The organism is Viridibacillus sp. d25.2 (assembly GCF_055456015.2).
In genome coordinates this window covers 2483210-2507506 of sequence record NZ_CM196652.1, presented here as the reverse complement: position 1 = coordinate 2507506, position 24297 = coordinate 2483210, and the positions used below count along the sequence as shown (strand labels likewise).

Sequence of the window (24297 nt, the reverse complement as noted above, 5' to 3'; positions counted from 1 at the left end):
TTGTGTTACTTGAGATGAGCTGAGAAAAGGAGTTTGAGCAAATGACAGTTAAGATGAGAGAGTATGAGATGGTAACACTTCAAGGGGATATGATGACACCGATATCCATTTATCAAGCAGTGAGAGGTCGAAAGAAAATGCTTTTTGAATCGTCCGCTAAGCATAAAGAAAGTGGTCGATATTCATTTATTGCCTTGAATCCAATCGCGGAGTTAAAGAGTACGGAAAACGGTACAGTAATATTTCAAAATGGGCTGCAGATTGAATTACAACGATCTCCAATTGACGTTTTAAAAGAAATGCTGCCATTAAATACGGAAGTAGCATATCCATTTGCCTTTTTTGGTGGAGCAATAGGTTACATCGGTTACGAAACCGCTTTTTATTTTGAAAGAATCGGTCACTCTTTGCCAGATGAGCTAGATATGCCGAATATGCATATGCTTTTTTACGATACATTTATTATTTATGATCATTTACAACAAACGGTATCAATTGTTGCTATTGATTTGTTTAATAATGATCGTAGTGTTGAAGATATGAAGGCCAGTATTCAAGAGATTGTGACAAGCCTACAAATGACGACTCTGTCACAGCCTGAAGCGGAAGAAGATACTTTAGAATTTAAATCATCAATGGATGAAAAGTCGTTTTGCGATATGGTCAAAACAGCTCAGGAACATATTAAGCAAGGTGATATCTTCCAAGTTGTACTCTCACAACGTTTTTCATCGCCATTTTCAGGAAATCCATTTTCTTTATATAGGAAATTACGTACATCTAACCCTTCACCATATATGTTTTATATGGATTTTGAAGACTATATCATTTTAGGTACTTCACCTGAAAGTTTAGTAAAGGTTAAAAACAGATTTGTAACAACGAATCCGATTGCAGGAACGCGTCCACGAGGTAAAACGGCTATAGAAGACGCAGCATTTGCGAAGGGATTACTTGAAGATGATAAAGAAGTTGCTGAACATCGCATGTTAGTCGATCTCGGACGCAACGATATCGGAAAGCTCTCCAAAACAGGCACTGTAAAACTACCAAAGTATATGGATATCGAATACTACAAATATGTCATGCATATCGTTTCAGAAGTCACTGGCGAGTTAAAAGATGATATTCATGTATTGGATGTATTAGCGACCTGTTTACCAGCTGGTACTGTGTCTGGGGCACCAAAAATTCGTGCAATGCAAATTATAAATGAGTTAGAAACGACGAAACGGGGCGTATATGCGGGTGCAGTAGGCTATATCTCAGTTTCAGGTGATATGGATATGGCATTAGCTATTCGTACAATGGTTGTTCGAAATGGTCGAGCACATGTGCAGGCTGGGGCTGGCATCGTCTATAACTCAATTGCGGAAAGTGAATACGTGGAAACGCTAAATAAAGCAAAAGCGCTTTTGGAGGTGCGAAAATGATCCTACTAATCGATAACTATGACTCATTCACATACAATTTATATCAACAAGTGAGCGCATTAGGGAAAGAAGTTCAAGTCGTGCGAAATGATGCACTGACTATAGACGATATACTTCATATGCAACCAGAGGCTATTATCATTTCACCAGGACCTGGTACACCATCTGAAGCGGGGATTTCTGTACAAATTGTGCAAGAGCTTTATAAAGAGTTTCCTATTCTTGGTATTTGCCTAGGTCATCAATCTATTGCAAAAGCCTTTGGTGCAAATATAGTGCAGGCGCAAAATATCATGCATGGTAAATTATCTTTAGTTAATTACGGGCAAGAAGGCTTATTCTCAGCCATTCAAGGCCCGCTCTCTGTTATGAGGTATCATTCACTAGTAATCGAGCCTAGAACGTTACCAGAAGCCTTTAGAGTAACTGCAACAGCAGCTGATGATAACGAGATAATGGCCATTCAACACAAAACATATCCAGTCTTTGGTTTGCAATTTCACCCCGAATCCATTGGTACACCTAAAGGAGATAGCATGATTCAAGCGTTTATTGAATCTTATAGTAACGTTCATAGAGAATAAATAATTAAAAATTAAACCCGATTCTCTCGGTTTTATTACTGAGAGAACGGGGTTTCATTCAATCTAAAGGTCTAGATGTACTATATTCGTTTCCTTCTGGATCAGCAATAATACGCTGACCTACTTTTTTTAATTCTAATGAGAAAGCATTATCACCAGTAATATAATATTTGTCACCTGATGTTTTAATTTTAATGTTTTTATATATCACTTCAGTTTTCGCATTATTTTTGAGTTCTGAAGGATCCACATCAGGTTTAATGGCATTTACTGAAGGGTCAGTAATAATTGACAGTTCGTTTTCTGTAAATATTAATGTATTGCCTGGATTAACTGGATCAGTAAAAATCGTATTAATTAAATCCCTTTTTCTTGCTATATATAAGTCGGGATTGGACTGGTTTTGTGTAGCAAATTGAGGATTCGGTTCATCTTGATCTAATGTAAAAAAGAAATATATACCATATGCAAAAGATATAAAGAATAGTACTATCACGACATTAGGTATCCAGTATCTTTTCTTCTTTTTATTTTGAAGACGTTGGCGAATTGCTGCTCTATCAACTTCTGTAAAGCTAGCGTTTTTATATACTGTTTTGTTAAATGAAGTGCGTATTTTCTTTAATTGTTCATCCATTGAGATCACATCCTTCTAACTCATTTTTCAATAAGTGACGCGCTCTTTTAAGTCTTGTTTTTATTGTATTTTCGTTAACTTTTAGTAGGTCACTAATATCCTTAACTGACATATCTTCATAGTAATAAAATAGTATAACTTCTCTATATTTAATGGGTAAGGACAAAACGACATTAGCTAGAGCTCCTTCTTTCTCATTTTGTATCAATTGATTTTCAGGAGAAAGATTATCTGATTTTAAATAAGTAAATAGCAAACTTTGAACAATAACTCTTTTAAACCATGATGTACGAAGGGAATCTTTTGATCGATTAATAGTTATTCGATAAATCCATGCTTTATAAGATTGAATTTCATCACGTTTTTCGTAAGTGTCAAAACAAGTAACGAATACATCTTGAACTACTTCTTGCGCCTTACCCCAATCTTTGACATAGCTAAAAGCTAGTTTCGTTAAACTTTCCCCGTAATCATCCATTAATTGTTCAAGCCATACATTTTGATAAAATTCGTCACTCGCTCCATAGAAATGATGCCTAGAATTCATGAGTTCACTTCCTTCCATTTCCCCTAAGACGAGTGTAAACTTATTTTCGTTTCATTTTTTAGGAAATATGTAAAATAAATCATTTATCTTTATATGATTAAACAATCAGTCTAGTAAAATTCGATTATTCCATGGGTGTAATTATTAAAGCTAATACTAATAGACAGACTACCCCAACTCCGATGAGCAGTATAATAGCAGAGAATAGGTTAGCAAAGAGCCCCAAATATAATTTATTTTTTTTATAATTAGCTTCCTTTTCAGATCAATTCTTCTAACTTTCGATTTATATTACCATTTTTTATCACCTTTCTCATATTAAACGAGCATTCGTTATTGTCTCGTATAATTTAATTTTCACAAATGACATAAAAAATTTATAAATACTTAAAAGTTGGAATAAAGTGATGAGATGGGGGGATTTGATGAAAGTAAATAAGAACATTTTTGTTATTTCTTTAATTTTAATTATTGGATTCGTTTTTTGTTATATCTTCTTTAGTGGAATAGGTAAAGATACCTTCAAAAATGAATTTTGGAAAGAAGCAGATATTGGAGCTATAAGCCAGATTGAGCTAATTAGAGGGTCAGATAGTAAGCAAATACTCTTTTCTAAAGAACATGAGATTAAAGTATTTGTAGATACTATATCCGAAGCGAAATTAAAACAAGTAAAAGAAAGTGCTAGTAAAATAGATGAATCTTACTGGATAACGGTATGGATAGCTGGAGAAAGAAAATTCGGATTACGAATTGACGATTATCACATCTTGTCTGTTTTTAATTATGAAGGTAGTGAAAATAACGCTAACCTATATGAATTGAAAGATAAATCTATTTATAAATACATTGAAAATCTATTTTAACCAGACATAAACACCATGAAAACCGATATAAAATTAATTTTACAGTTATAGTTTATCAACATTGGGCATTTTAATTGAATCAAGATATTTTTTTCTATAAATCCAATATCCAATGAAAAGTAAAAAGTTGTTTGTATTTTCAATTTTATTGCGTATAATAATTGGAAAAGGAGGGCTGTTGTTGGAAATATCAGATTATATTGAACAAGTTGATGAAAACAGGCGTGATGCGTTTCGAAAACTATTCGAAACGGTACAAGAAAATTTACCACCAGGCTTTGAAGCAGTAATACAGTATACAATGCCGAACTTCGTAGTACCGAAGTCAATATATCCTAATGGCTATCACTGCAGTCCTGAAGAGCCATTACCATTCATAGGCGTGGCTGCTCAAAAAAATCATATTGCATTGTATCATATGGGTATTTATGCAAAACCAGATTTACTAGAATGGTTTGTCGCAGAATATCCGAAACATATGACTACTAAGCTCAATATTGGCAAAAGTTGCATAAGGTTTTCGAATGCTAAAAAGATACCGTATGCATTAATTGCTGAGCTTGTTAGTAAAATGACAGTAGCAGATTGGATTGGATGTTACGAAAAGCAACTAAAAAAAGCATAGAAGGGGTGTTTTGAATGCAAACACGTATTGAGGAAATTGATGGACTTGTTGTGAAAGGTTTGAGTATTCATCATGGTAAAACGTCAGATATTCCTGATAAATGGGAGGAACTTGCGAATGTCCTTGAAGGATATAACGTATCGCAGGATGTGTCGTATGGTGTTTGTATTCAAATGAATGAGGACGGCTTAGATTATGTTGCAGGTATTGACGATCATCTTTTACCTGATGAGATTACAGCAGTAACGGTAAAAATTCCAGAAGGTCGTTACTTAGTCGGTACAGTTGACGGTGGAATCGTTCATATTCAAGAGACATTCCGAGAATTATTCAGCAATCAGGAAGTTACACATCGTCCATCTATGAGTTTTGAAAAATATATCGGACAAGATGTACATGATATAGAAGTTTGGGTGCCAATCGTTTAAAAGTCAGACGTAGAGTATAATACTCTACGTCTTTTTTTAAGTGATTTTGTGTATATATCAAAAGCTTTATTTTTAAAATTAATGTACAATAAGCTCGAGGTGACGAGTTTGTATTATTTAAGATTAGTTTTACTGTATTTGTTTTTAGCGATAATCGGTTTCGTACTTGCTTGGTTTAATGCTCCTACATGGGTCATAGTTGTCGTCTTTATAGTTGCTGTGGCTGCCGTGATTTATAATAATGTACTGGTTATGTACTTATCTAAAGATGCGAAGAAAATTGAACGAGCAATGCGTAATCAACGTAGAAATCCACTTTTCGCACATGTTCTTGCAGTAAAAGAAGGCACGCTAGAGGATGAAATGAAAGAGATAGATCGTATCATAGCGAAATATAAGCAACCAGATCTTCGTAACAGCTTTGAATTTTTACGTAGTTATCGACTTGGGCAATATGAAAATGCGATTAAATTTGCTAAGGAAATTAAAAGAGAACCCTCTAGAAGCTACCATTTAGCACTTGCTGAGGTTTTACAAAAAAATTATAAGAAAGCACGCTCTAATAGTTTTGAGCAAGCATGGATGAAACATGCTGTAGAAGCAGAAATAGCACTGCAATTGAAAAATCTAGAAAATTATAAAAAGCATATGCAACTAGCAATAGATGAATCAAAGGGAATGCAGCTTCTATTAAATCAAGCAACATTTGAAAAAGAGCTAAAAGCATTTAAAGTCGGCGGGAAAAAATAATATTTGAGCAATTGAATTTTAATGAAGCAGGGTAGCCACCCTGCTTTTTCATTTTTCTTAAATAGATAAATCCATTTGTGTATTTGTAGTTTTAATTTTCTGATAAAATATAAGGGATAGCACATAAAGGAGAGAATATGATGGTGAAACTAGAACAATCAATAGATGTTTCAAAACATAATGATGTACAACTGGCGAATAGCACAATTGCACTTGGACCGGTGAAAATGAATGTGTTTAGTTTTGCAGTAGACGGAGTATTGATTGATACAGGCGCACAATCTTTGTTTCCTTCATTTCGTTCTTTTTTCGAACAAGCTGATTTTGAGCAAGTGATGATTACGCATTTCCATGAGGATCATATTGGCTGTGCGGCTTGGATAAAAGAACAGCGTGATATCCCTTTTTATATTCATAAAGACTCCGTTGAGCGCTGTAGTAAAGAATATATTTATCCAAAATATCGTCAGTTCTTTTGGGGTCAAAGTGAACCGTTTCATGCACAACCAATCGGAGAGAAGTTTCAGTCAAGGAATGCAACTTGGGATGTAATTGCTACACCTGGTCATACTCAAGATCATTTATCATTCTTGAACAAGGAGACTGGTGCAATGTTTACAGGTGATTTATTTATTCACGCAAAAACAAAAGTGATTTTAGCAGAAGAAAATATCGTCGATACATTGCAGTCATTGCGGAAATTATTAACCTGTGATTTTAAAGATATATATTGCTGCCACGCTGGTCATATAGAAAATGGACGAAAACAAATAGAAAACAAGATTGAGCATTTAGAAGAATTACAATCGAAAATTATAGGCTTACATAAGAATGGATTGTCAGTTGAAGAAATAACAACTCAGCTATTCCCAAGAGCTTATCCGATTGTTGAAACATCCGGAGGTGAATGGTCAGCCATTCATATTGTAAAAGGGTTTATCGAGGGTAGCGGGCAAAACTAATGTTAAGACGCTCGGAAAGAGGAAAATGAAAAAATATATTGGGTATTCGCTACTTATATAGAATACCCATATAAAATAGCGAAAGGTAGAAAACATCATGGAAAACTATTCAATTGGCGGGATTGAGCGTTTGAATAAACAAGTACTAGAGAATGAGACTATCACCCAATACATCATCTTCTCCATTATAACGAGTAAATAAAAATGTATCTTTGTCTTTTTTAATGAAACACTAATTCCTTACATAGATTCATCACCAAAATCAAGTTTATCCATAATACCCTATTCAAAACCCCATTGTTTGTAAGAACTTGCTCCACAATTATTTAATCGTTTATTAGCATCCTTTACTGAATTGATTAGTTTATTATTTTTCACCTGTTCGGCATTTTTTAAAGACAAACTATCCGTTCCTTTTGAACATCCACAAATTAAATTGTTTTACTTTCACTATTGCGAGTTCTTTTAAATAAATCACTAGCTAAAGTCATAGTCATCAGGATGCTTCCAAAGCCAATAGAGAAAACCACGAAACTAATTACATTAAACATGAATAATACAAAACTCAGAATCAATATGAATATTCGCCAACCAAACACAAATTTTTTCCAACTAAAAACAAATTCCCCCCGAATATTATCCCTCCTCGATACATAATATATATGTCGGAAACCTTTAATAAATTACTATAAATATAGAGTTTTCCATGTTTCATCGAATATAATAAGTGTTTTTGATTCGTAAGGTTATATATATTTACATAAATATCAGTTTTAATAGCAAACTACACCTCACATAAACAGCTCGTACTTGAGCTGATTCAAATGTATTAATAATTAATAGTTTTGTTTGATTGCTAGTCTATTTAAATAACAGTTCTTTTACTTAAAAAATGCCTCACTAAATAAACCGATTGAGGGAATGCTAAACCTAATTGCCATAGTACTATAGGATAAGCTATATCACTTAAGCTTAAGGGATTTTATGTATTCAATAATGCGCAATGGATAAAGTTTCCAATATACACTCAGTATAATAATACATAAGCAAGCTATACTATTTACGATTTCACTTATAAATCCAACATGACTAGGAGGCGGAACACGATGAGTAGGCCGGAACACTTAGATCCAAAATCTCAACAAATCCACCACAACTGGACAAGGGATAAGCGTCAAAAATCTCAAGTGAATGGACAAACGGAGGTAACTCTCCATAACAAACTCTTGAGAACTGCAGCGAAATCACGTCAGTCTCAGTTATAACAATCATGAAGGTATAAGTGCTGTCTAGCCCGGAAAATTATTTCCGGGTTTTTTATGTTTAAAAGGATATTTCCTCATTTCCTAATAATTGAGGTTTTAGCCACTGAATGCTTAACCATTTTTAATAGGCTGCTGACACACTTTGAGGGCAAAGTACATATCATTTGTATGAAGAGGTGGTGAAGAATGAGGGACGATAAAATGACTAAAAACCACAATCCTGTCGAAGTTGAACAACAGGAATGGAAGAAGAGACAATTGAAAGAACGTATGAAGCAGATGCTTACAATCGCTTCACCTATTTTTCTCTTGCTGTTATGGGAGTTCTTATCCCAAACCAATTTGCTTGATGCACGTTTCTTCCCACCGCCATCTGAAATCGTAAATACATTCTATTCTTTGGCAATGAGTGGTGAATTATTTAACCATATTGGCATTTCCCTTTATCGAATTCTTGCAGGTTTTTTACTAGGGGTTATTCCAGGCGTTGCCATTGGACTATTAATGGGTCTGTATTCGCCAATTAGACACTTCATCTCACCGATTGTGATGGCACTCATGCCTATACCTACTCTCGCTTTGTTACCGATTATCATTATTTTATTTGGAATCGGGGACTTCTCTAAAGTTGTGACGATTGCTGGTAGCGTCTTTTTCCCAGTCGTCATCAATACAACGGCAGGGGTCATTAATATCGACTCCATCTATTTAGATGTCGCCAAAAATTACGGAGCCAGTTCTAAGGATTTTTTCCTGAAAATCGCTTTCCCAGGGGCATTGCCGGTAATGATGGAAGGTATTCAAATGGGGCAGGCAATTGCGCTCTTAACGATTGTTGCAGCTGAAATGATGGGAGCAACATCAGGTATAGGTTATCTAATATGGACCTCTTATAAAGCCTTTATGCTAAAAGAGATGTTCGTTGGGCTTATACTCATTTCATTTTTCGGCTACTTGTTTTCACTTTTACTAAGGGCGCTACAGAAGAAGATTTTATCTTGGAGGTGAAGCAGTGGAAGACAACACTAAAATTTCAATTCAAGATATGACGAAAGTATTCTACAAAAAAAATAGTAGTGTCACTGCTTTGGATCATATTTCTCTCAATATTTCAGAAGGTGAATTTGTTTGTCTTGTTGGTCCGAGTGGCTGCGGGAAAACAACATTACTACGTATTTTAGCTGGACTCGAAACAACGAGTGTAGGTGATTTTAATATTGCCGAGGGAGAAGAAAATCGACCTCTCCAATCGATGGTTTTTCAAGAACGAGGAGTTATTCCTTGGCTAACCGTTGAAGAGAACGTTGCATTTGGTCTAAAAATGAGACATTTGCCAGCTGAATTGATAGAAGAGCGTACATCTTACTATTTGGAAAAAGTCGGTCTAGAAAAGTTTTCAACGCTATATCCAAAAGAACTCTCTGGAGGAATGAAACAACGTGTAAGTATTGCACGTGCTTTTGCTAATGATCCAGAAATTTTACTTATGGATGAACCATTTGCTGCACTTGATGAACAAAACAAATTTATACTGCAAGAAGAGCTATTGTCTATTTGGGAAGAAACAAAGAAAACAGTGCTATTTATTACGCATAGTATTGATGAAGCATTGCTACTGAGCGATCGAATACTATTAATGAGCTCACAACCTGGGAGAATCATAAAAGAGATTCAAAATGATTTGCCAAGGCCGAGAAATATAGAACAAATTAGAGCGAATAATCGTACAGCAGGACATTTTTTAGACATTTGGAAGCATCTGCAAGAAGAAGTTCAAAAATCAAGAAAGTAATTAGTAAAAGGGGGCAAGATATGCGAAAGTGGTTAAAGTTAGGCTTATTTATACCCTTTCTTATCCTTGCAATGTTCATTGCTGGGTGTTCAGATAAAGAAACAGGAAGTAAGGAAACTTCAGGAACAAAAGACAAAAATGAAGTTAGTAAAGATAACCCGTCTGGAGATTTAGCGCCATTAAGTAAAAAGACGAAAGTAGTTATTGCTGAAGACGGAGCGGCATCAGGAGCAGGTTTTTATATCGCAAAAGAGAAAGGCTACTTCGAGGATTATAATATTGAAATAGAATTTGCTCAATTTGCAAATAGTGATGACATGTTACCTGCACTTGCAGCGGGTGAAGTAGATATTGCAGGAGGAATATCAACAGCCTCTTTCTTTAATGCAATTGCACAGGGTATCGACGTTAAAATTATTGCAGATAAAGGGCATAACGTATCTGGAAAATCCTATTTCTCATTTGTTATCGGTAATCATATGAAGGATAAGATTAAAGATTACTCAGATTTTAAAGGTAAAAAGATTGCTGTCTCTGCAAAAAACGCTATTGATGGATACATCTATCAAAGAATGCTTGAACATGCAGGGTTAACTGATAAGGATGTAAAATTCACACTAATGAATGACTTCGGTAGCATGCTTGGAGCCCTCGAAAACGGTTCAATTGATGCTGCGCTTAGTATTGAACCATTAATCGCCCAAGGCATCGAGAAAGGTATACTAACACGCTTTGGGGATACAACAGACTATGCGCCAGATTCACAAATTGCCCTAGTATTAGCATCTCCTAAATTTATGAGTAAAGAACAAGATGCTTCACTACGCTTCATGCTTGCATATTTAAAAGGTGTTCGAGACTATAATGATGCGTTTATCAAAGGTGAAGGTAAAGACCAAATTATCGACATCATGACAAAACATACAGCATTAAAAGATGCGAAGTTATGGGAGAAAGTATTTGTAACTGGTCTTGATCCAGATGGTAAAATGCGTATCGATGACATTCATGCACAATACGATATGTACAAAGCAAACGGAGCAACACAAGGGGAATTCGACTTCAACAAAGCAATTGACACGTCAATTACAGAAAAAGCCGTCAAAATTTTAGGCGAATATTGATTTTCTACTGAGAGATTGGTTTAATTGCAAGGATTCCCGTCTATAACGTGAAAATTCATGTTATGGGCGTCTATATAAATTAAAGCCGCTTTCATCTATTAAAGGTGAGAGTGGCTTTCTGATTTTTGATTTTCTTTAATGAGCTAAGCAAAAACTGCTTTTAATTACCAATTCATATATAATTAAATGAAGTCGTATACTTGACAGTAAATTTATGAACTTATAGGAGTAGATTTCATGGCAGACTGGAATTCACAACAGTATTTAAAGTATGAAAATGAACGTACACAACCTGCAAAAGATTTACTAAATCGTATTCATACAAACAAGCCAAAACGTATACTAGACGTAGGGTGTGGTCCGGGAAATAGTACCAAAATTTTAGCAGAACGCTACCCTGAGGCTTACGTACTTGGAATTGATAGCTCAGAACATATGGTAACGAAAGCTAAACAAATCAACCCGACCATTAATTTTCAAACATTCGATGCAAGTGGGGATTTATCTCCTTTAGGAAATGACTTTGACATCGTTTTCTCTAATGCATGTATTCAATGGATTTCAAATCATGATAAACTTTTACCAAACTTGATACAATTATTAATTCCGGGTGGGTTGTTGGCTGTTCAAATGCCTATTAGCGACAAAGAACCTTTTAGACAAATTATTAAAGAAGTGAGCCAACAACCAAGATGGCATCTTGATTTCTCAAGCCTAGGTGAAGAAAATGCACTTTCGTCAGAGGAATATTACGATCTTCTTTCAGCCAATTCGTCAGCATTTTCAATATGGCAAACAACGTACTTTCATACAATGCATAGTCACCAAGATATCATTGAATGGAGCAAAGGGACGCGCTTACGCCCTTATCTAGAAGCTTTACCTACCGATCTTCAACCTTTATTTGAAGAAACGATCTATGAACAAGTGAAAGCTTCCTATCCAGTACAACAAAACAATCATATTATTTTTAAATTTCCTAGATTATTTTTCACGGCAATAGCAAAATGAATGAGGGTTATAGTGGGGTTTTTCAATAAAGGCGTACTCGGTAAAGAATGTTTTTCTGTAAATTACTCATCCTATAGAAGAGGAGATGAGATCAATGTTGCGAAATACATTTATTGCACTTGGACTTATTATTACAGTAAGTTCAGCATTAATACATACCCCAACTATTACTCATGCACAACATGAAATTCAAGCATATGGAAAGTGGGGCAAACTTGCTCTAAAAGTAACACAATCAAAGTATCCCAATGCTAATATTATTGACTACCTACATGAAGGGATCGAATCTAAAGAGGAAGCAACTATTGAAAAATTTAAGTTGTGGTTGAAAGAAGGTAACAAAGAATTTGGTGTTTATGTAAGAATAAAATATATTACCGATACTGAAAAAGTGGTTAACATTGAACTTCAAGAAACTACTAGGTAGGCTTCATGCGGATTTGAAATAAAATAATGTTTGATAATTTATAACAAAGTTCGATAAAAATCAGCTCTGAAGAATTGGTCTTAAAATTTTCGAGAAAGATTTAGTTCAATAAAATGGATAATTACTAAAAATTATATTTTTGAAGGGAGATTTATATGGAGCATGTTAATTTCTTTGATAACAAACTGTTTTATGTAAATGCTGAGAAAACTTTCTTAGCGCAAAAAAATACAATAAAAAAACTACTGCCAGAAGCAGATGTTCAGCATGTTGGTAGTACAGCTATTCCTAATTGCATTACTAAGGGAGATTTAGATATACAAGTACGTGTTGTTCTTGAACAATTCCCTAAAGCCGTACAAGAACTCTCAAGTTTATATGAAGTTAATGACGGTAGTGTTAAAACTGACTCGTTTAGGGCGTTTAAAAATGATTCCACTATTCCTCCTTTAGGAGTGCAATTAACTGTCATTGATTCTGAGTTTGATTTCTTTTGGAAATTTCGAGATGTCTTATTACTAAATAATAAATTTCGTAAAGAATATGATGAGGTAAAAAGGAAGTACGAAGGGAAAGAAATGGACGAATACAGGGAAGCCAAAAATGCCTTTTTTCAAAGATTAATGGAAACTCCTGAATTTAAAAACTGTGATAAATAAACACTTATTGGACTTACTTGGGCCTTAATTGAATAATGCAAGGCAAAATGAGAAAACATCTTTATAAAGAAGTTATTCGATTACATAAATAAGAGCATGTTTTGATTACTTTTTTCAAAACATGCTCTTACTATTTGTTTTTATTTCAAGTTTATAATATAAAACAAGATTTCAAAACCACACATCATAGTTGAGGACTACGCTCAAATCGTTCTATCTATTCTCATTTTTCATTCGATGACCAATCTTTAGATATTTTCTTAGTGATGTGAATTAGTTCTAATTATGCCCAAAGAACATTTCCAGAACAAATGTTCTTTGAATGTAAAAAGGGCATTTTTAATTGAAAATCAACAAGGTTAGTGTGCAATTCAAGCCCACTTTTTTAGAAGCTTTAAAATTTTCACCTAATAACTGTTGTTGTAGATTTGAAATAAAGTCGTACCGTTTTAAATAAAGTTATACTGTTTGTAAAAAAGTTGCACCGTTTTACTCCTTTGAAGTTCTATAGATTTTTAGAGGTGAGATGATTTTTTTGTTGGATATGTATGTTAATATCACTATAAAGATTGTGAAGAAATGTACTTAAACTAACGGAGCAGCGCGACAAGTTTTGTTATAAGCACTAATGTGTGAAAAAACAAAGGATTCCTTGGGGAATCCTAACTTTATAACTGAGGATAGAAATGATAAAACCATGTATTTTGAAACTATCCCATTAAGATTCCTGCATGCGTCATAAGGGACAGATTATGGGGTCTGAAGCTCAGGTGAAGTCGGCAGAACAAAGGCTGAAGCCACTCCTCACGGAAAAGGTATGCCAATGGATATGCCGGATGGCTGAAAAACTAAATATGGTGAGAATTTTCTTGTGGAAAAGAACAGACGAACTTCCGGATGTACGGGTCTAAAGTTAGAGCATAAGGAAACTTGTGTACCATCCAACGATGGAGTGAGTGACGTGGAGTAAAAATTGCTTCTATGAAACACGTTATACCGAACAATGGCGGTATCCAGCTCACAGGCTTACAGGAAGCACCTAAGTTTAGAAGAAATATAGCTAGGTTATAAGGGACTTGGAAAATAAGGAACGTTGTCTCAAGGGCTGTCACCCGAAACGGTTGCTATAAGCGATATGGCGAAATGCATTTGTCCTTATGAGGGTAGGGGTACGACCAGTGAGACCTCTGTAATGGAGTTGGAGGAACAGCCCCAAGTCTAGCGATAAGTAATAATTATTTTTCAACTGTGCATTGCACCGGTCGGGTAAGAACGTGGGAACATCACTTCAAAGAGGAATGATGCCACAGTGCAAGCTCTACGATATTGGGATTATTACGGGATGACAGACACCTTTACAGACTTACATCAACGAGCCAAAAATAAAGAATCATTCCATCTGCTATACGACATCATCACGTCGAGGAACAATATTTTATTAGCGTATCGAACAATCAAGTCAAATAAAGGGTCGAAGACCCCTGGAACAGATGGTAAAACTATTGTAGACATAGAGAAACGATCAGAGAACGATTTAGTAGAAGAAATACAAAGTAAGCTGAAAAATTATCGTCCAAAGAAAGTCAGACGTAAACTAATCGAAAAAGATAATGGCAAGATGCGACCATTAGGTATTCCATGCATTCTGGATAGAATCATACAACTGTGCTTTAAACAAGTGTTAGAGCCTATTGCAGAGGCTCATTTCTATAATCATAGCTATGGGTTTAGACCTTTACGGTCTACTCATCATGCGATGGCAAGAATTCAATTTCTAGTTAATCGGTCGAAACTCCACTACGTTGTAGATGTGGATATAAAAGGGTTCTTTGATAATATCAATCATACCTTGCTTATTAAGCAGTTATGGAATTTAGGTATTCGGGATAGACAGGTCCTTGCCTGTATATCCAAAATGCTAAAGGCTGAAGTGGATGGAGAAGGTATTCCGACAAAGGGTTCTCCACAAGGTGGCCTACTTTCACCGTTATTGTCTAATATTGTACTAAATGAATTGGACCAGTGGATTGCGGACCAATGGGAACTATTTCCCCTCCATAAATCACTTAAAACTAGAGGTCAACTTCTTGCAAAGAATCGAACTCACTTAAAAGAAGGCTACATAGTTAGGTATGCTGATGACTTTAAAATCATCTGTCGAGACTGGAAAACTGCCGAAAAGTGGTATCATGCAGTTAAATTATTTTTAAAAGAACGTTTAAAACTTGATATTTCACCAGAAAAATCGAAGATTATTAATCTGCGCAAGAATGAGTCTGCGTTTCTTGGTTTCACAATACGTGCCAATCGTAAAGGAATAAAGCGAGTTGCACATACGTTTGTCAAAGCTGAAAAGATGCAGAAAATTAAGGCGGATGCAAAGAAACGAATAGAAATACTCCGAACATCGCCAACTACTCAAAATGCTATGCGCTTTAATAGTTTTGTCTTAGGGTTACACAATTATTTTAGCAGAGCTACTCACGTCAACTTAGCGTTCTCACGACTTGCCTATGAAATAGGTGCATCTATGTACAATCGTCTTAAACCCGTTGGTAAATATGAACATCCTAACAATCCTCCACCTGTGTATAAAAAGTTCTATGGCTTAGGCTCTAAAACTTATAAAATCGCCGGGATATACCTCTTTCCTCTCGGAATCATCAAAACTAAAAATGTGATTGGCTTTACTCAAAGTATAACCCCATTTACCGAAGAAGGTCGAGTGCAAATATCCACACGGTTGAGTAAAGATATAAGACAGGAAATAGTATTGTTAATGGAATCAAAAATATCGACACGGAGTGTCGAATATATGGATAATCGGATTAGTAGATACAGTATGAAAAAAGGAAAATGTGAAATAACTGGCATGTTCCTACAAGCACAAAATGTCTACTGTCACCATTATATACCTAAGTATCTTGGTGGAAGCGACAAATTCAATAATCTACGTATTCTCCAAAGAGAGATACATGAATTAATCCATATGACCGACAAAATTAAGGCGAATACACTCATAAAAACTTTGGGCATCACTGAATCGATGTTAGAAAAAATCAATAAATATCGAGAAAAATGTGAGCTAGAAATAATCAAATAACCCAAATCAACAAGAGTAACTTGAAACTTATAATTAATAATACCATCGCTAGATGGAACGCGGTATGCTTGGAAACTGGCACGTTCCGTGTGGAGTAGGGGAAAAGCTGGAGATAACTTCAAATGCTTACCTATTACTAACGTTTAGCTCAAGAAGGGATTTGTTATCACAGCCAAGAATATATTGTTAAGAATACTAATTATCCTTAAAGAGATATAATTCCAAAATTGCGGTGGGTGGGAATGAAGAAGTTTTGTAATAAATTGCTTAGAAAATATTTGGTTTGGGGTAGGAGAGAAAAAACAGAACAAGCAGTTGGTAAATTGACATTTTAGAGGAGGTTGTATCTTGAAGAAAATATTGATTTTAGGGGCTAGTGGATTGGTTGGGAAAGCAATAGTTAATGAATGTATAAGTGATTTTGATGTATATGGAACTTATTTTACATCAGTAACGAATCTTGCAGACGATAAACAATTTCAAATAAGCATTCAGGATGAGGGGAAATTACGTGAAATAATTAATCTTCTCCAACCTGATATCATTGTTTCGAGTTTAAAGGGTGATTTTGACGATCAATTAAAATTCCACCGTCATCTAGCTGAAGAATTAATAAACAGAGATATTGTACTTTACTTTTTCTCAACTACAAACGTCTTCGATGGAGATTTATCAAGGCACCATAGTGAATTGGATGAACCAATTTCTAAATCTGATTATGGTCAATATAAAATTAATTGTGAAAAAATGCTAACAGAATTACTGGGGAATCGTGCTAATATAGTTAGAATTCCAGGTATTTGGGGAAAGAATTCACCTCGATTTAATACTATTAAGAAGAATATTGAAACAGCTGCACCTATACAAGCTTATAGTAATTTAGAATGTAATTTTTTGTTAGATCAACAGCTAGCCCGTCAAATGCGTTTCATTTTAATAAATGAATTGAGTGGAATATTTCATTTAGGTGCGGTAAATATGATAAATGAATGTGAATTCTTTAAAGAATTAGCTATTAAACTAACAACTGAAAAAGTAAATATTCAATATACGCCTTATCAAGACAAAGAACTTACTTATTATTTCGGTCTTGTGTCAAATCGTAAAGATTTACCAGAATATCTCAAAATGACTAACGGAGAAATTATTACTTACCTGGTAAAGTAAGTTTTTTGTAAATCTATTGGTCTTTTTATAAATCGTAGAAATCCTAATTTAGAATAACCAATATAGAGATTACTAAATGAAAAATTAGTTCTTAAAAAATTTGTATGTAACTATTACTTATTAAACTAACGGGGTGCTTTAGTGGAATAAGGAGATTTAAAATAATCAATCTTTTTTATAAAAAACAGTTCTTAAAAATAATAGAAAGCAATCGTTTTAATCAATCTTTATTCAAAACGATTGCTTTTTATATGCAGTAAAATCAAGGATTTAGAGTGATTTATAATCAAACTTTATTCTAAACCAACAGTTGCAATCAATACATTAACTTACTAGCCAATTTTATGTTCTCCTTGAGATATATAGGTATTTCTAAATTATGTAGTATTTCCTTTGTCGACATCCAAAATACATCATCAACTTCGTCAGAACACTTGGCAAATGCTTCTCCTGAATGGTGTTCGCACTGAAAAACAATGTCTACTACATTTAATCCTGAATCAGTAACAAAAAAAGAACTATTCACATATCTAAGGTTTGAAACCTCAATACCAACTTCCTCAAATATCTCTCTTTTTAGTGTTGCTTCTAATATATCAGATGATGTTCCATCTACTTCAACCTTACCACCAACTAGCGACAGTTCCCCCCCAGCATGTTCTTCCTTTTTGCTACGCCTTATTAAAAGCCATTTTTCATTTTTGTAAATTGCACCTTCAACATTTACGACAAACATACATTCACCTCCAAATTAAGCCTTATCTTAATATTCTATCTCAGTAAGAGTTTTCCCTTTAAAGTATAGGGAAATATAATTTAAACACTCGTTATCAGATAAACCTTGTGGTAGAACTTATAAAATAATTTTTCTACCCAAATACTACATATATGTAGCGTGGTCATTATTGTTTGTTAGAAAACAGAGAGAACGAAATAGTACCAATAATTTTAAATAAAAAGAAACCATCTAATCTCCTTGATCGATTAGATGGTTTCATATGTATATTATACCTTCATATTTTAGATATGCCTCTATCTACATATTACCAAAATATTAAATATAAGTCTATTTCTTTTTTGTCTTATATGTGAAAATAAAGGTGCGCACAAATAGCATAACGTTATGCCTCAAAATTTGGAGGTATGTAATGAAACAAAATATCTATGATCATCCTGACTTTTTTAAAGGCTATAAGGAGCTTCGGCAATCTAGTAATAATTACAATACCTTACTAGAACAACCAGCTTTGAAGGCTCTTTTACCTGAACTAAAGAACACAAAAATTCTTGACATCGGGTGTGGCATGGGGGACTTTGCTAGCTACTGTATACAACAAGGTTCAACACATGTAACAGGAATCGACATCTCTTTTAATATGATTTCAATGGCACGTAATAAGAATCCACATAGATCTATTCAATATATAAATGTGGCGCTAGAGGATATCAAACTTGCACCTTCAGGCTTTGATATCGTAAATAGTTCACTCGCAATTCACTATATGGAGGACTTCGAAGGGATTATATCCAAAATTTCAAAGGCGTTATGTGAAAACGGTTCTTTTATTTTTTCAATGGAACATCCAATTGTTACATCAAGAAGTGATATGAATAACTGGATTAGTGATGATAAAGGACGACTTTTACATTATGCTATAGACAAATACCAGGAAGAAGGGCAAAGAAAGCAGCATTGGTATATTGATGGTGTTATCAAATATCATCGAACATTTTCGTCCATCTTTAATACACTCATCTCAAATCAATTACAAATAGAAAAAGTAATTGAGCCATTACCTACTAAGGAAGCAATTAACCAATTGCCAAGCTTGCAAAAAGAACATCGTCGACCATCTTTTCTAATCATAAAGGCAAAGAAGGTAACTCTCTAATCATTAAAAACGGCAACTTTTGTGCAATCTAAAGCTGCCGTTTTTTTGATTTATATCAAATAAATTAAATACTCGGTAATATATGATATCTATACGGTATTTTTGAAATAGATCTATTTTTCAGCAATAATTTCATTTTGAATTATGCTCTTTTTCACTATACAGAACAAATGTTCTGAGTGTGTAAAAAGGGCATTTTTTGAATTAATCAGAAGTAATTTATATTCATTTAGTGTAAAAACACACTATCCACACAGAACATCATCCATTTTTTTGGATAAATAGCCGGATAATAATAAGAACATGGATATTGCACACAAGAACATTCGTTTGTATACTAGGGGAAAGGGCACTTTTTAATAAAAATAAGCTAGGAGTTGTTGTTTTTTATGTGGAAATTATCAAATGGGAAATTGATTCAAGCAACAGATGAAGCTCGGATTAAATTTCGTACGAATATAAGTGCTGCGATTTTGGAAAAACTAAAAGTAATGGCTGATGATTACGATACACATGTCAATTACTTATTGGAAACAGGTGTCCAAGCAGTATTAAATCAAAATACAATTGTCTATGATAAAGCAACTCGACCAACAGATCGAGTGCAGTATAAGACAACATATGATGCAAATCTTTTAGAAGCTCTAAAAGAATTCGCAAAACAACATCAAGTATATATAAACGATGTCATTGAATATAGCGTACAATACATAGATCTAGAAGATGTAAAAAATGCGAGTTATAAACATAGAGTAGAGTGATGGAAATTCACTTTTACTCCATCTAACAAAACGCCCCGAACATAATATACATTATAGGAAGTTACGTTTCGTTTCAAAAGTATACTTGAAACATTGAGATATTTTGAAATTTTATTTGAAATGGCATATTGTTACTGTGTATTTACTCACTCATTAATCCGTTTAAACTACTGAATTATCCATTTGACTCATTCAGCGTATCATTTTAAATACTGACGATTAATGGATCGCTTTCACTTTGCCAGTAAATAATCCATTAAATTGGGTTTACCAATATCCACCTTTTCTCAAACATCTTATGATCTAACAAATAATTTTGTTTCATCACGTGGTTTTTCAAAATTTTACAGCACCATCTTCATTTAGAAATATGTTGCGTAACACAAGGAAAAGTACCAGCATGATATTAAACATAAAATCTCATTTCCATGTTTTTATTTTGTGTTTGAATATCTCTCAATATTCTTATGTCTTTTTTAAGGCCTGTTACATGTGTATATAGCACTTCATTTTTAAAAACATAACACTTCCCTACCCTATTAAGTAAAATCGCTCAAAAAAGCTCATTTAGCCTTTAAACATACCATTGATAACTATAGTTTCGTAAATCATAATAAAAGTACAAATAGAAAATGGAATTTTGGAATAAAGTTAATTACACAGTGATTTAAATAGCTTAATAAAAAAGAATTCATTTTGAATAAAAATTATCCAAAATGAATCCGTTAAGTGGTTGCAAGGTTACTTATTTTTGATTCTAAAAAACACAAAGCGGAAATGGCATTCAAGTTTTCTATCAACCTCAATATCGACAATCATTCATCCAAGTAATTCAACTAAATGCAGTTTAGCATTTGATATTACCGGTACCCTATAAGTATAAAACAAAAATGTGTCTATACTGGTGTTTTTCAATTAAACCTCATCCTTCTTGATAATACATCGAATACAAGTCATTCAATGATATTTTCCCAAAACTAAACTCTGTTATTTCATTCTCTTTAAGAAATTCTAAAATATTTCCTAATTCACCTGAATTATATCCTCGGACATCTAGTAAAGTAGCGCCATTTGACAATGATCGTACGTTTATTTCTGGAAACTCCTTTGAAATTTCTTCTTTTAACTTATCGGTCATTTTTGATATTCGAACTGTTGTGATTTCTCTTTCTTCAAACCCTGGAGATATGGCATTAACAAGTAGTAATTCTCCATTTTTCATAAAGAAAATACGATCCGCATATTTCTCTAAATTATCTAATAAATGGGAAGCTACAATAACCGTTTTCCCTTCGGACTTCTTTTTAACTAGTATTTGCGAAATAAGTTCGACATGTGTAGGATCCAATCCATTCATAACTTCGTCCATTAACATGACTTGGGTATCTGAAACAATTTGCATCGCAAAACAAAGTCTTTGGCGCATTCCCAAAGAATACGTCCCTGTACTCTTATCTATATATGACGCCATTCCTAGTTCTTGTATCGTACTTTCAATCAATTTTTGATTACTATTCCACATTGAGGAATAAATTTTTAGATGCTCTTTTCCGGAGATATGATTATATAAATCACTTTGATCAGGCATCATGGATACTAATTGATGCATTTTCACTTCATTCTTTTTATTTGTATATTCTAATTCATCATTTAAAATGACTTTTCCACTATTTGGATTGATGTAATTCATAATGACATTCATAAGCGTAGACTTCCCCGTCCCATTGGGAGCTACCAAACCAATAATTTCGGCTGGATTGAACATTACAGAGACGTCTTTTAAAATCTCTCTCCCCGAAAACTGAACAGCAATATTTTTTAATTCAATCATACCTTCACTCCATCTCTGTTAAATTAAAGTAGCTTAAATTTTCTATGATTACTGATCAAGAAAGTGAAGACCAGAAAAATACACGAACACAATCCCATTACCAAGATTCCACTTCTAAAAGTGAGTGTTTCAGAGCCATAGAGAAAGTTCCGATACCCTGAAATTATTTGCCCTACTTGAACATAGCTCGTTGGATACCATTGAAAATTCCAAACAGCACCAACCCCTCTATCAAAGTAGATGTATTCAGCAATAACAAACATGAATCCTACCACTAAATTTGCAAACTCGTTTTTTAACAACACGCTTACAAGTAGTAACAATGAAATGATGAACAATAACCAAAAAACAATGAATAGCATGTTTTGAACTAGATATTCCCCCATCAAAATATTTGAAAATGAATCCTTACCAGAAGAATAAATTGGAACAGGTAAATCAAAATCACCAAACCCATTACGACCACCAATTATCAATAGACCTACAGACAGTGGGATAATCGCTATGATACTTCCTAATAAGGAAACTAATCCTTTAACAATTAACTTTCTCCAATCTGAAAGTGGCAAACCTTGTAACAATGTAGGATTCCGTCGATCCTTCAACACGATATCCACTGTGAGGAATATGCAGCTAACTATAAGAATTAGAGGCAGGTAAGAGTTTAGCAGGCGTTGCAATGTTTGTAATGCTGTCCTCTCTTCGAAAACATTAACAGATAAATTGGATTTTCCCTCTGTATATCCTTCGTAACGACTTGCAGAATATAAATACGCATAGTGTCCGTCCTTCGTTGCATAATTATTACCAAACGTATAGTAACCCGGATTGTAAAATAGGACACCCCATTCATTGGGAAAAGTCAACTTATCAGAGTACGCATACCACTTAGATGTAGCATCAGCATACTCTTTCAGATTGTGCTTTTTGATTGCGTCTAATCTTGCTCCTTCATATTCATTCCATTTCGGAAATATTACGGCTGCATAACTCGATAAATGGTGCGTCCCTTCACCAATCACAACATTATTTAGAAATGCTTCCCTCGTTAAATACCGCGCCTCAATTTCACTTACATCTACTTTTTCAATCGGGTTATATGTTGGAGCTATTTTTAGTGCAAAATTACACGAGAAGAAAAGTAGAATGACATAAATTGCAATATTTTTTTTATTTCTAATAAATTGTAAAAATTCAAACTTAAAATACGACCACATAATCTCACCCCCTATACCCTTTTTAGTTTTCCTGTAGTCAAGAATAACTTTACAGCGATTATCATTACTACAATACTCATCCAGATGCAAAGTAGTCCATTTGTGCTAGTTAAGATGACTGGGTTTTCAAGATCGAGCGCCTGCCCATTCAATATGTCAGAAAAGTTCAAATAGTTAAATGGATTAAATGGAACAAAATTCATCATGTTTGGAAATAACATAGGGAAAATAAACAATAACAATTCTAAAAATAGAGTCAAATACATATTCTTCAATAGCACATTTAAAATTACTGATAGTAGAATTGCAAAAATGGCTATACTAATCATATAAAGTATAGATAAACCTATGTATTTGTATATTGGATAAGCTTCAAAAGTACCATTAAAGATGGCAATAGGATAAGAAGGGTTTCCTAATCCCTTAAAATAAACCAATGGCAGGCTACAAACAAATAACTCTAGAAGAAATACACCTACTATGAGCATTGATGACGTACATTTAGCTATAACGTATTTATCAAAAGCTATAGGATAACCCTTAATTAGAGATGTATGTTGAAATTCTTCTATCATGATTCCACATGAATAAATACACATGAAAATAAACCAAACCGAACCTAACACACCAAATAGATAAGCGAGAAATTGAAAGAAAGATAATGAATCAATAGATAGTAAAATCCCCGTTTTCTTCATATATTGATAAAATACACTATCCAATTGATTTTCTACTTTCGAAGGTAGAAAGGTCGCAACATTATCAAACCCTTCCATATCAAATGACTGAGCTCTTAAATTTGCAAGATCTATTGCTGTATCCAAAAACAATTCTGGTCGATCCATTGTTATTGCCATGCTTTGCTTAGATACAAATTGTCGCTGACGCACTAAATTCTTATATAAGTCGCTGCCATTCCCTCTATCAGTAGCATCTACATTTTGAAATCTATTCAAAGCTGAAGAAAGCGATTGATATTCACCCCATTTTTCTATGTCTGAGTTTCCTAAATCCTCAGTTTTCACAAATAAAACTAAGCCAAAAACAAATAATGCAACGATAATACAAGCAAAAATATTTTTTTTATTTGATTTCTCTAGGATAAAAAAGGTCTTTAAAATCTTCCACATAGGCTCCCCCCGAAAAATAAAGAAATTATTTAAAAAAATAACTTCTTCTAATCTCTGTGTTGAATTTATCAAATGTTTAATGCTAA

At 33.9% G+C, this 24297-nt stretch carries 24 protein-coding genes; 18 read left to right on the top strand and 6 right to left on the bottom strand.

Translation table 11 applies throughout. The features are described 5' to 3' along the window. Positions 1-41: 41 nt before the first annotated feature. Together trpE and ACZLO7_RS12565 are read left to right on the top strand one after the other, a co-directional pair. Positions 42-1433, top strand: coding sequence for an anthranilate synthase component I (trpE, locus tag ACZLO7_RS12570; RefSeq protein ID WP_464937692.1), 1392 nt, complete (start codon positions 42-44; stop codon positions 1431-1433). After that, a complete protein-coding gene (locus ACZLO7_RS12565; protein ID WP_464937693.1) occupies positions 1430-2017 on the top strand; it encodes an anthranilate synthase component II in 588 nt (195 codons plus the stop codon). Before trpE ends, ACZLO7_RS12565 begins: the two co-directional genes overlap by 4 nt. Positions 2018-2075: 58 nt before the next feature. Here the strand turns inward: ACZLO7_RS12565 and ACZLO7_RS12560 are convergent, their stop codons facing one another. Further along, a complete protein-coding gene (locus ACZLO7_RS12560) occupies positions 2076-2654 on the bottom strand; it encodes a hypothetical protein (RefSeq protein WP_464937694.1) in 579 nt (192 codons plus the stop codon). Further along, a complete protein-coding gene (locus ACZLO7_RS12555; RefSeq protein WP_464937695.1) occupies positions 2647-3201 on the bottom strand; it encodes a sigma-70 family RNA polymerase sigma factor in 555 nt (184 codons plus the stop codon). The genes ACZLO7_RS12560 and ACZLO7_RS12555 overlap by 8 nt, the downstream gene beginning before the upstream one ends. A gap of 425 nt (positions 3202-3626) precedes the next feature. Here ACZLO7_RS12555 and ACZLO7_RS12550 point away from each other — a divergent pair, with 425 nt between their 5' ends. The 14 genes from ACZLO7_RS12550 (at position 3627) to ACZLO7_RS12485 (ending at position 17380) form a co-directional block, all read left to right on the top strand. Next, the gene (locus tag ACZLO7_RS12550; RefSeq protein WP_464937696.1) at positions 3627-4067 is read left to right on the top strand and encodes a hypothetical protein; all 441 of its coding nucleotides are present in this window, start codon (positions 3627-3629) and stop codon (positions 4065-4067) included. A gap of 181 nt (positions 4068-4248) precedes the next feature. Continuing rightward, on the top strand, positions 4249-4692 hold the full coding sequence (locus tag ACZLO7_RS12545) for a DUF1801 domain-containing protein (RefSeq protein WP_464937697.1): 444 nt from the start codon (positions 4249-4251) through the stop codon (positions 4690-4692). A 14-nt stretch (positions 4693-4706) separates the two neighbouring features. After that, positions 4707-5120: a GyrI-like domain-containing protein gene (locus tag ACZLO7_RS12540; protein ID WP_464937698.1), complete on the top strand. Its 414-nt coding sequence runs from the start codon at positions 4707-4709 to the stop codon at positions 5118-5120. Between the two features lie 108 nt (positions 5121-5228). Further along, on the top strand, positions 5229-5870 hold the full coding sequence (locus ACZLO7_RS12535; RefSeq protein WP_464937699.1) for a hypothetical protein: 642 nt from the start codon (positions 5229-5231) through the stop codon (positions 5868-5870). 137 nt (positions 5871-6007) lie between these two features. After that, entirely contained in the window at positions 6008-6832 is an 825-nt protein-coding gene (locus tag ACZLO7_RS12530) for an MBL fold metallo-hydrolase (protein ID WP_464937700.1), read from the top strand. Positions 6833-7938: 1106 nt separating this feature from the next. Next, on the top strand, positions 7939-8097 hold the full coding sequence (locus ACZLO7_RS12525) for a YpzG family protein (protein ID WP_427750870.1): 159 nt from the start codon (positions 7939-7941) through the stop codon (positions 8095-8097). 201 nt (positions 8098-8298) lie between these two features. Continuing rightward, positions 8299-9105, top strand: coding sequence for an ABC transporter permease (locus tag ACZLO7_RS12520; protein WP_511261336.1), 807 nt, complete (start codon positions 8299-8301; stop codon positions 9103-9105). Between the two features lie 4 nt (positions 9106-9109). Next, on the top strand, positions 9110-9889 hold the full coding sequence (locus ACZLO7_RS12515) for an ABC transporter ATP-binding protein (RefSeq protein ID WP_464937702.1): 780 nt from the start codon (positions 9110-9112) through the stop codon (positions 9887-9889). Between the two features lie 20 nt (positions 9890-9909). After that, the gene (locus tag ACZLO7_RS12510; RefSeq protein ID WP_464937703.1) at positions 9910-11013 is read left to right on the top strand and encodes an ABC transporter substrate-binding protein; all 1104 of its coding nucleotides are present in this window, start codon (positions 9910-9912) and stop codon (positions 11011-11013) included. A 237-nt stretch (positions 11014-11250) separates the two neighbouring features. Then, on the top strand, positions 11251-12024 hold the full coding sequence (locus ACZLO7_RS12505; protein ID WP_464937704.1) for a methyltransferase domain-containing protein: 774 nt from the start codon (positions 11251-11253) through the stop codon (positions 12022-12024). A 94-nt stretch (positions 12025-12118) separates the two neighbouring features. After that, on the top strand, positions 12119-12451 hold the full coding sequence (locus ACZLO7_RS12500; RefSeq protein WP_464937705.1) for a DUF3889 domain-containing protein: 333 nt from the start codon (positions 12119-12121) through the stop codon (positions 12449-12451). A 155-nt stretch (positions 12452-12606) separates the two neighbouring features. After that, positions 12607-13110, top strand: coding sequence for a GrpB family protein (locus ACZLO7_RS12495; protein WP_464937706.1), 504 nt, complete (start codon positions 12607-12609; stop codon positions 13108-13110). 1342 nt (positions 13111-14452) lie between these two features. Then, positions 14453-16213, top strand: coding sequence for a group II intron reverse transcriptase/maturase (gene ltrA, locus ACZLO7_RS12490; RefSeq protein ID WP_464941439.1), 1761 nt, complete (start codon positions 14453-14455; stop codon positions 16211-16213). A 348-nt stretch (positions 16214-16561) separates the two neighbouring features. After that, positions 16562-17380 carry a sugar nucleotide-binding protein gene (locus ACZLO7_RS12485; protein WP_464941458.1) on the top strand — a complete coding sequence of 273 codons (819 nt, stop codon included), beginning with the start codon at positions 16562-16564 and terminating at the stop codon, positions 17378-17380. Between the two features lie 316 nt (positions 17381-17696). On the opposite strand, the gene ACZLO7_RS12480 is transcribed toward ACZLO7_RS12485, so the two are convergent. Next, positions 17697-18116 (bottom strand): NUDIX hydrolase, encoded by a 420-nt coding sequence (locus ACZLO7_RS12480; protein ID WP_464940396.1) that lies wholly within the window; start codon positions 18114-18116, stop codon positions 17697-17699. Between the two features lie 412 nt (positions 18117-18528). On the opposite strand from ACZLO7_RS12480, the gene ACZLO7_RS12475 reads away from it, so the two are divergent. Then, on the top strand, positions 18529-19272 hold the full coding sequence (locus ACZLO7_RS12475; protein WP_464940397.1) for a class I SAM-dependent methyltransferase: 744 nt from the start codon (positions 18529-18531) through the stop codon (positions 19270-19272). A 389-nt stretch (positions 19273-19661) separates the two neighbouring features. Further along, positions 19662-20033 (top strand): rRNA methyltransferase, encoded by a 372-nt coding sequence (locus tag ACZLO7_RS12470; RefSeq protein ID WP_464940398.1) that lies wholly within the window; start codon positions 19662-19664, stop codon positions 20031-20033. Positions 20034-20955: 922 nt separating this feature from the next. Here ACZLO7_RS12470 and ACZLO7_RS12465 read toward each other — a convergent pair. Genes ACZLO7_RS12465 through ACZLO7_RS12455 form a run of 3 tightly spaced genes read right to left on the bottom strand, consistent with a single transcriptional unit; the run spans position 20956 to position 24211 of the window. Then, positions 20956-21864 (bottom strand): ATP-binding cassette domain-containing protein, encoded by a 909-nt coding sequence (locus ACZLO7_RS12465; RefSeq protein ID WP_464940399.1) that lies wholly within the window; start codon positions 21862-21864, stop codon positions 20956-20958. Between the two features lie 23 nt (positions 21865-21887). After that, the gene (locus tag ACZLO7_RS12460) at positions 21888-23081 is read right to left on the bottom strand and encodes an ABC transporter permease (protein ID WP_464940400.1); all 1194 of its coding nucleotides are present in this window, start codon (positions 23079-23081) and stop codon (positions 21888-21890) included. 11 nt (positions 23082-23092) lie between these two features. After that, a complete protein-coding gene (locus ACZLO7_RS12455; RefSeq protein WP_464940401.1) occupies positions 23093-24211 on the bottom strand; it encodes an ABC transporter in 1119 nt (372 codons plus the stop codon). Positions 24212-24297 lie beyond the last annotated feature (86 nt).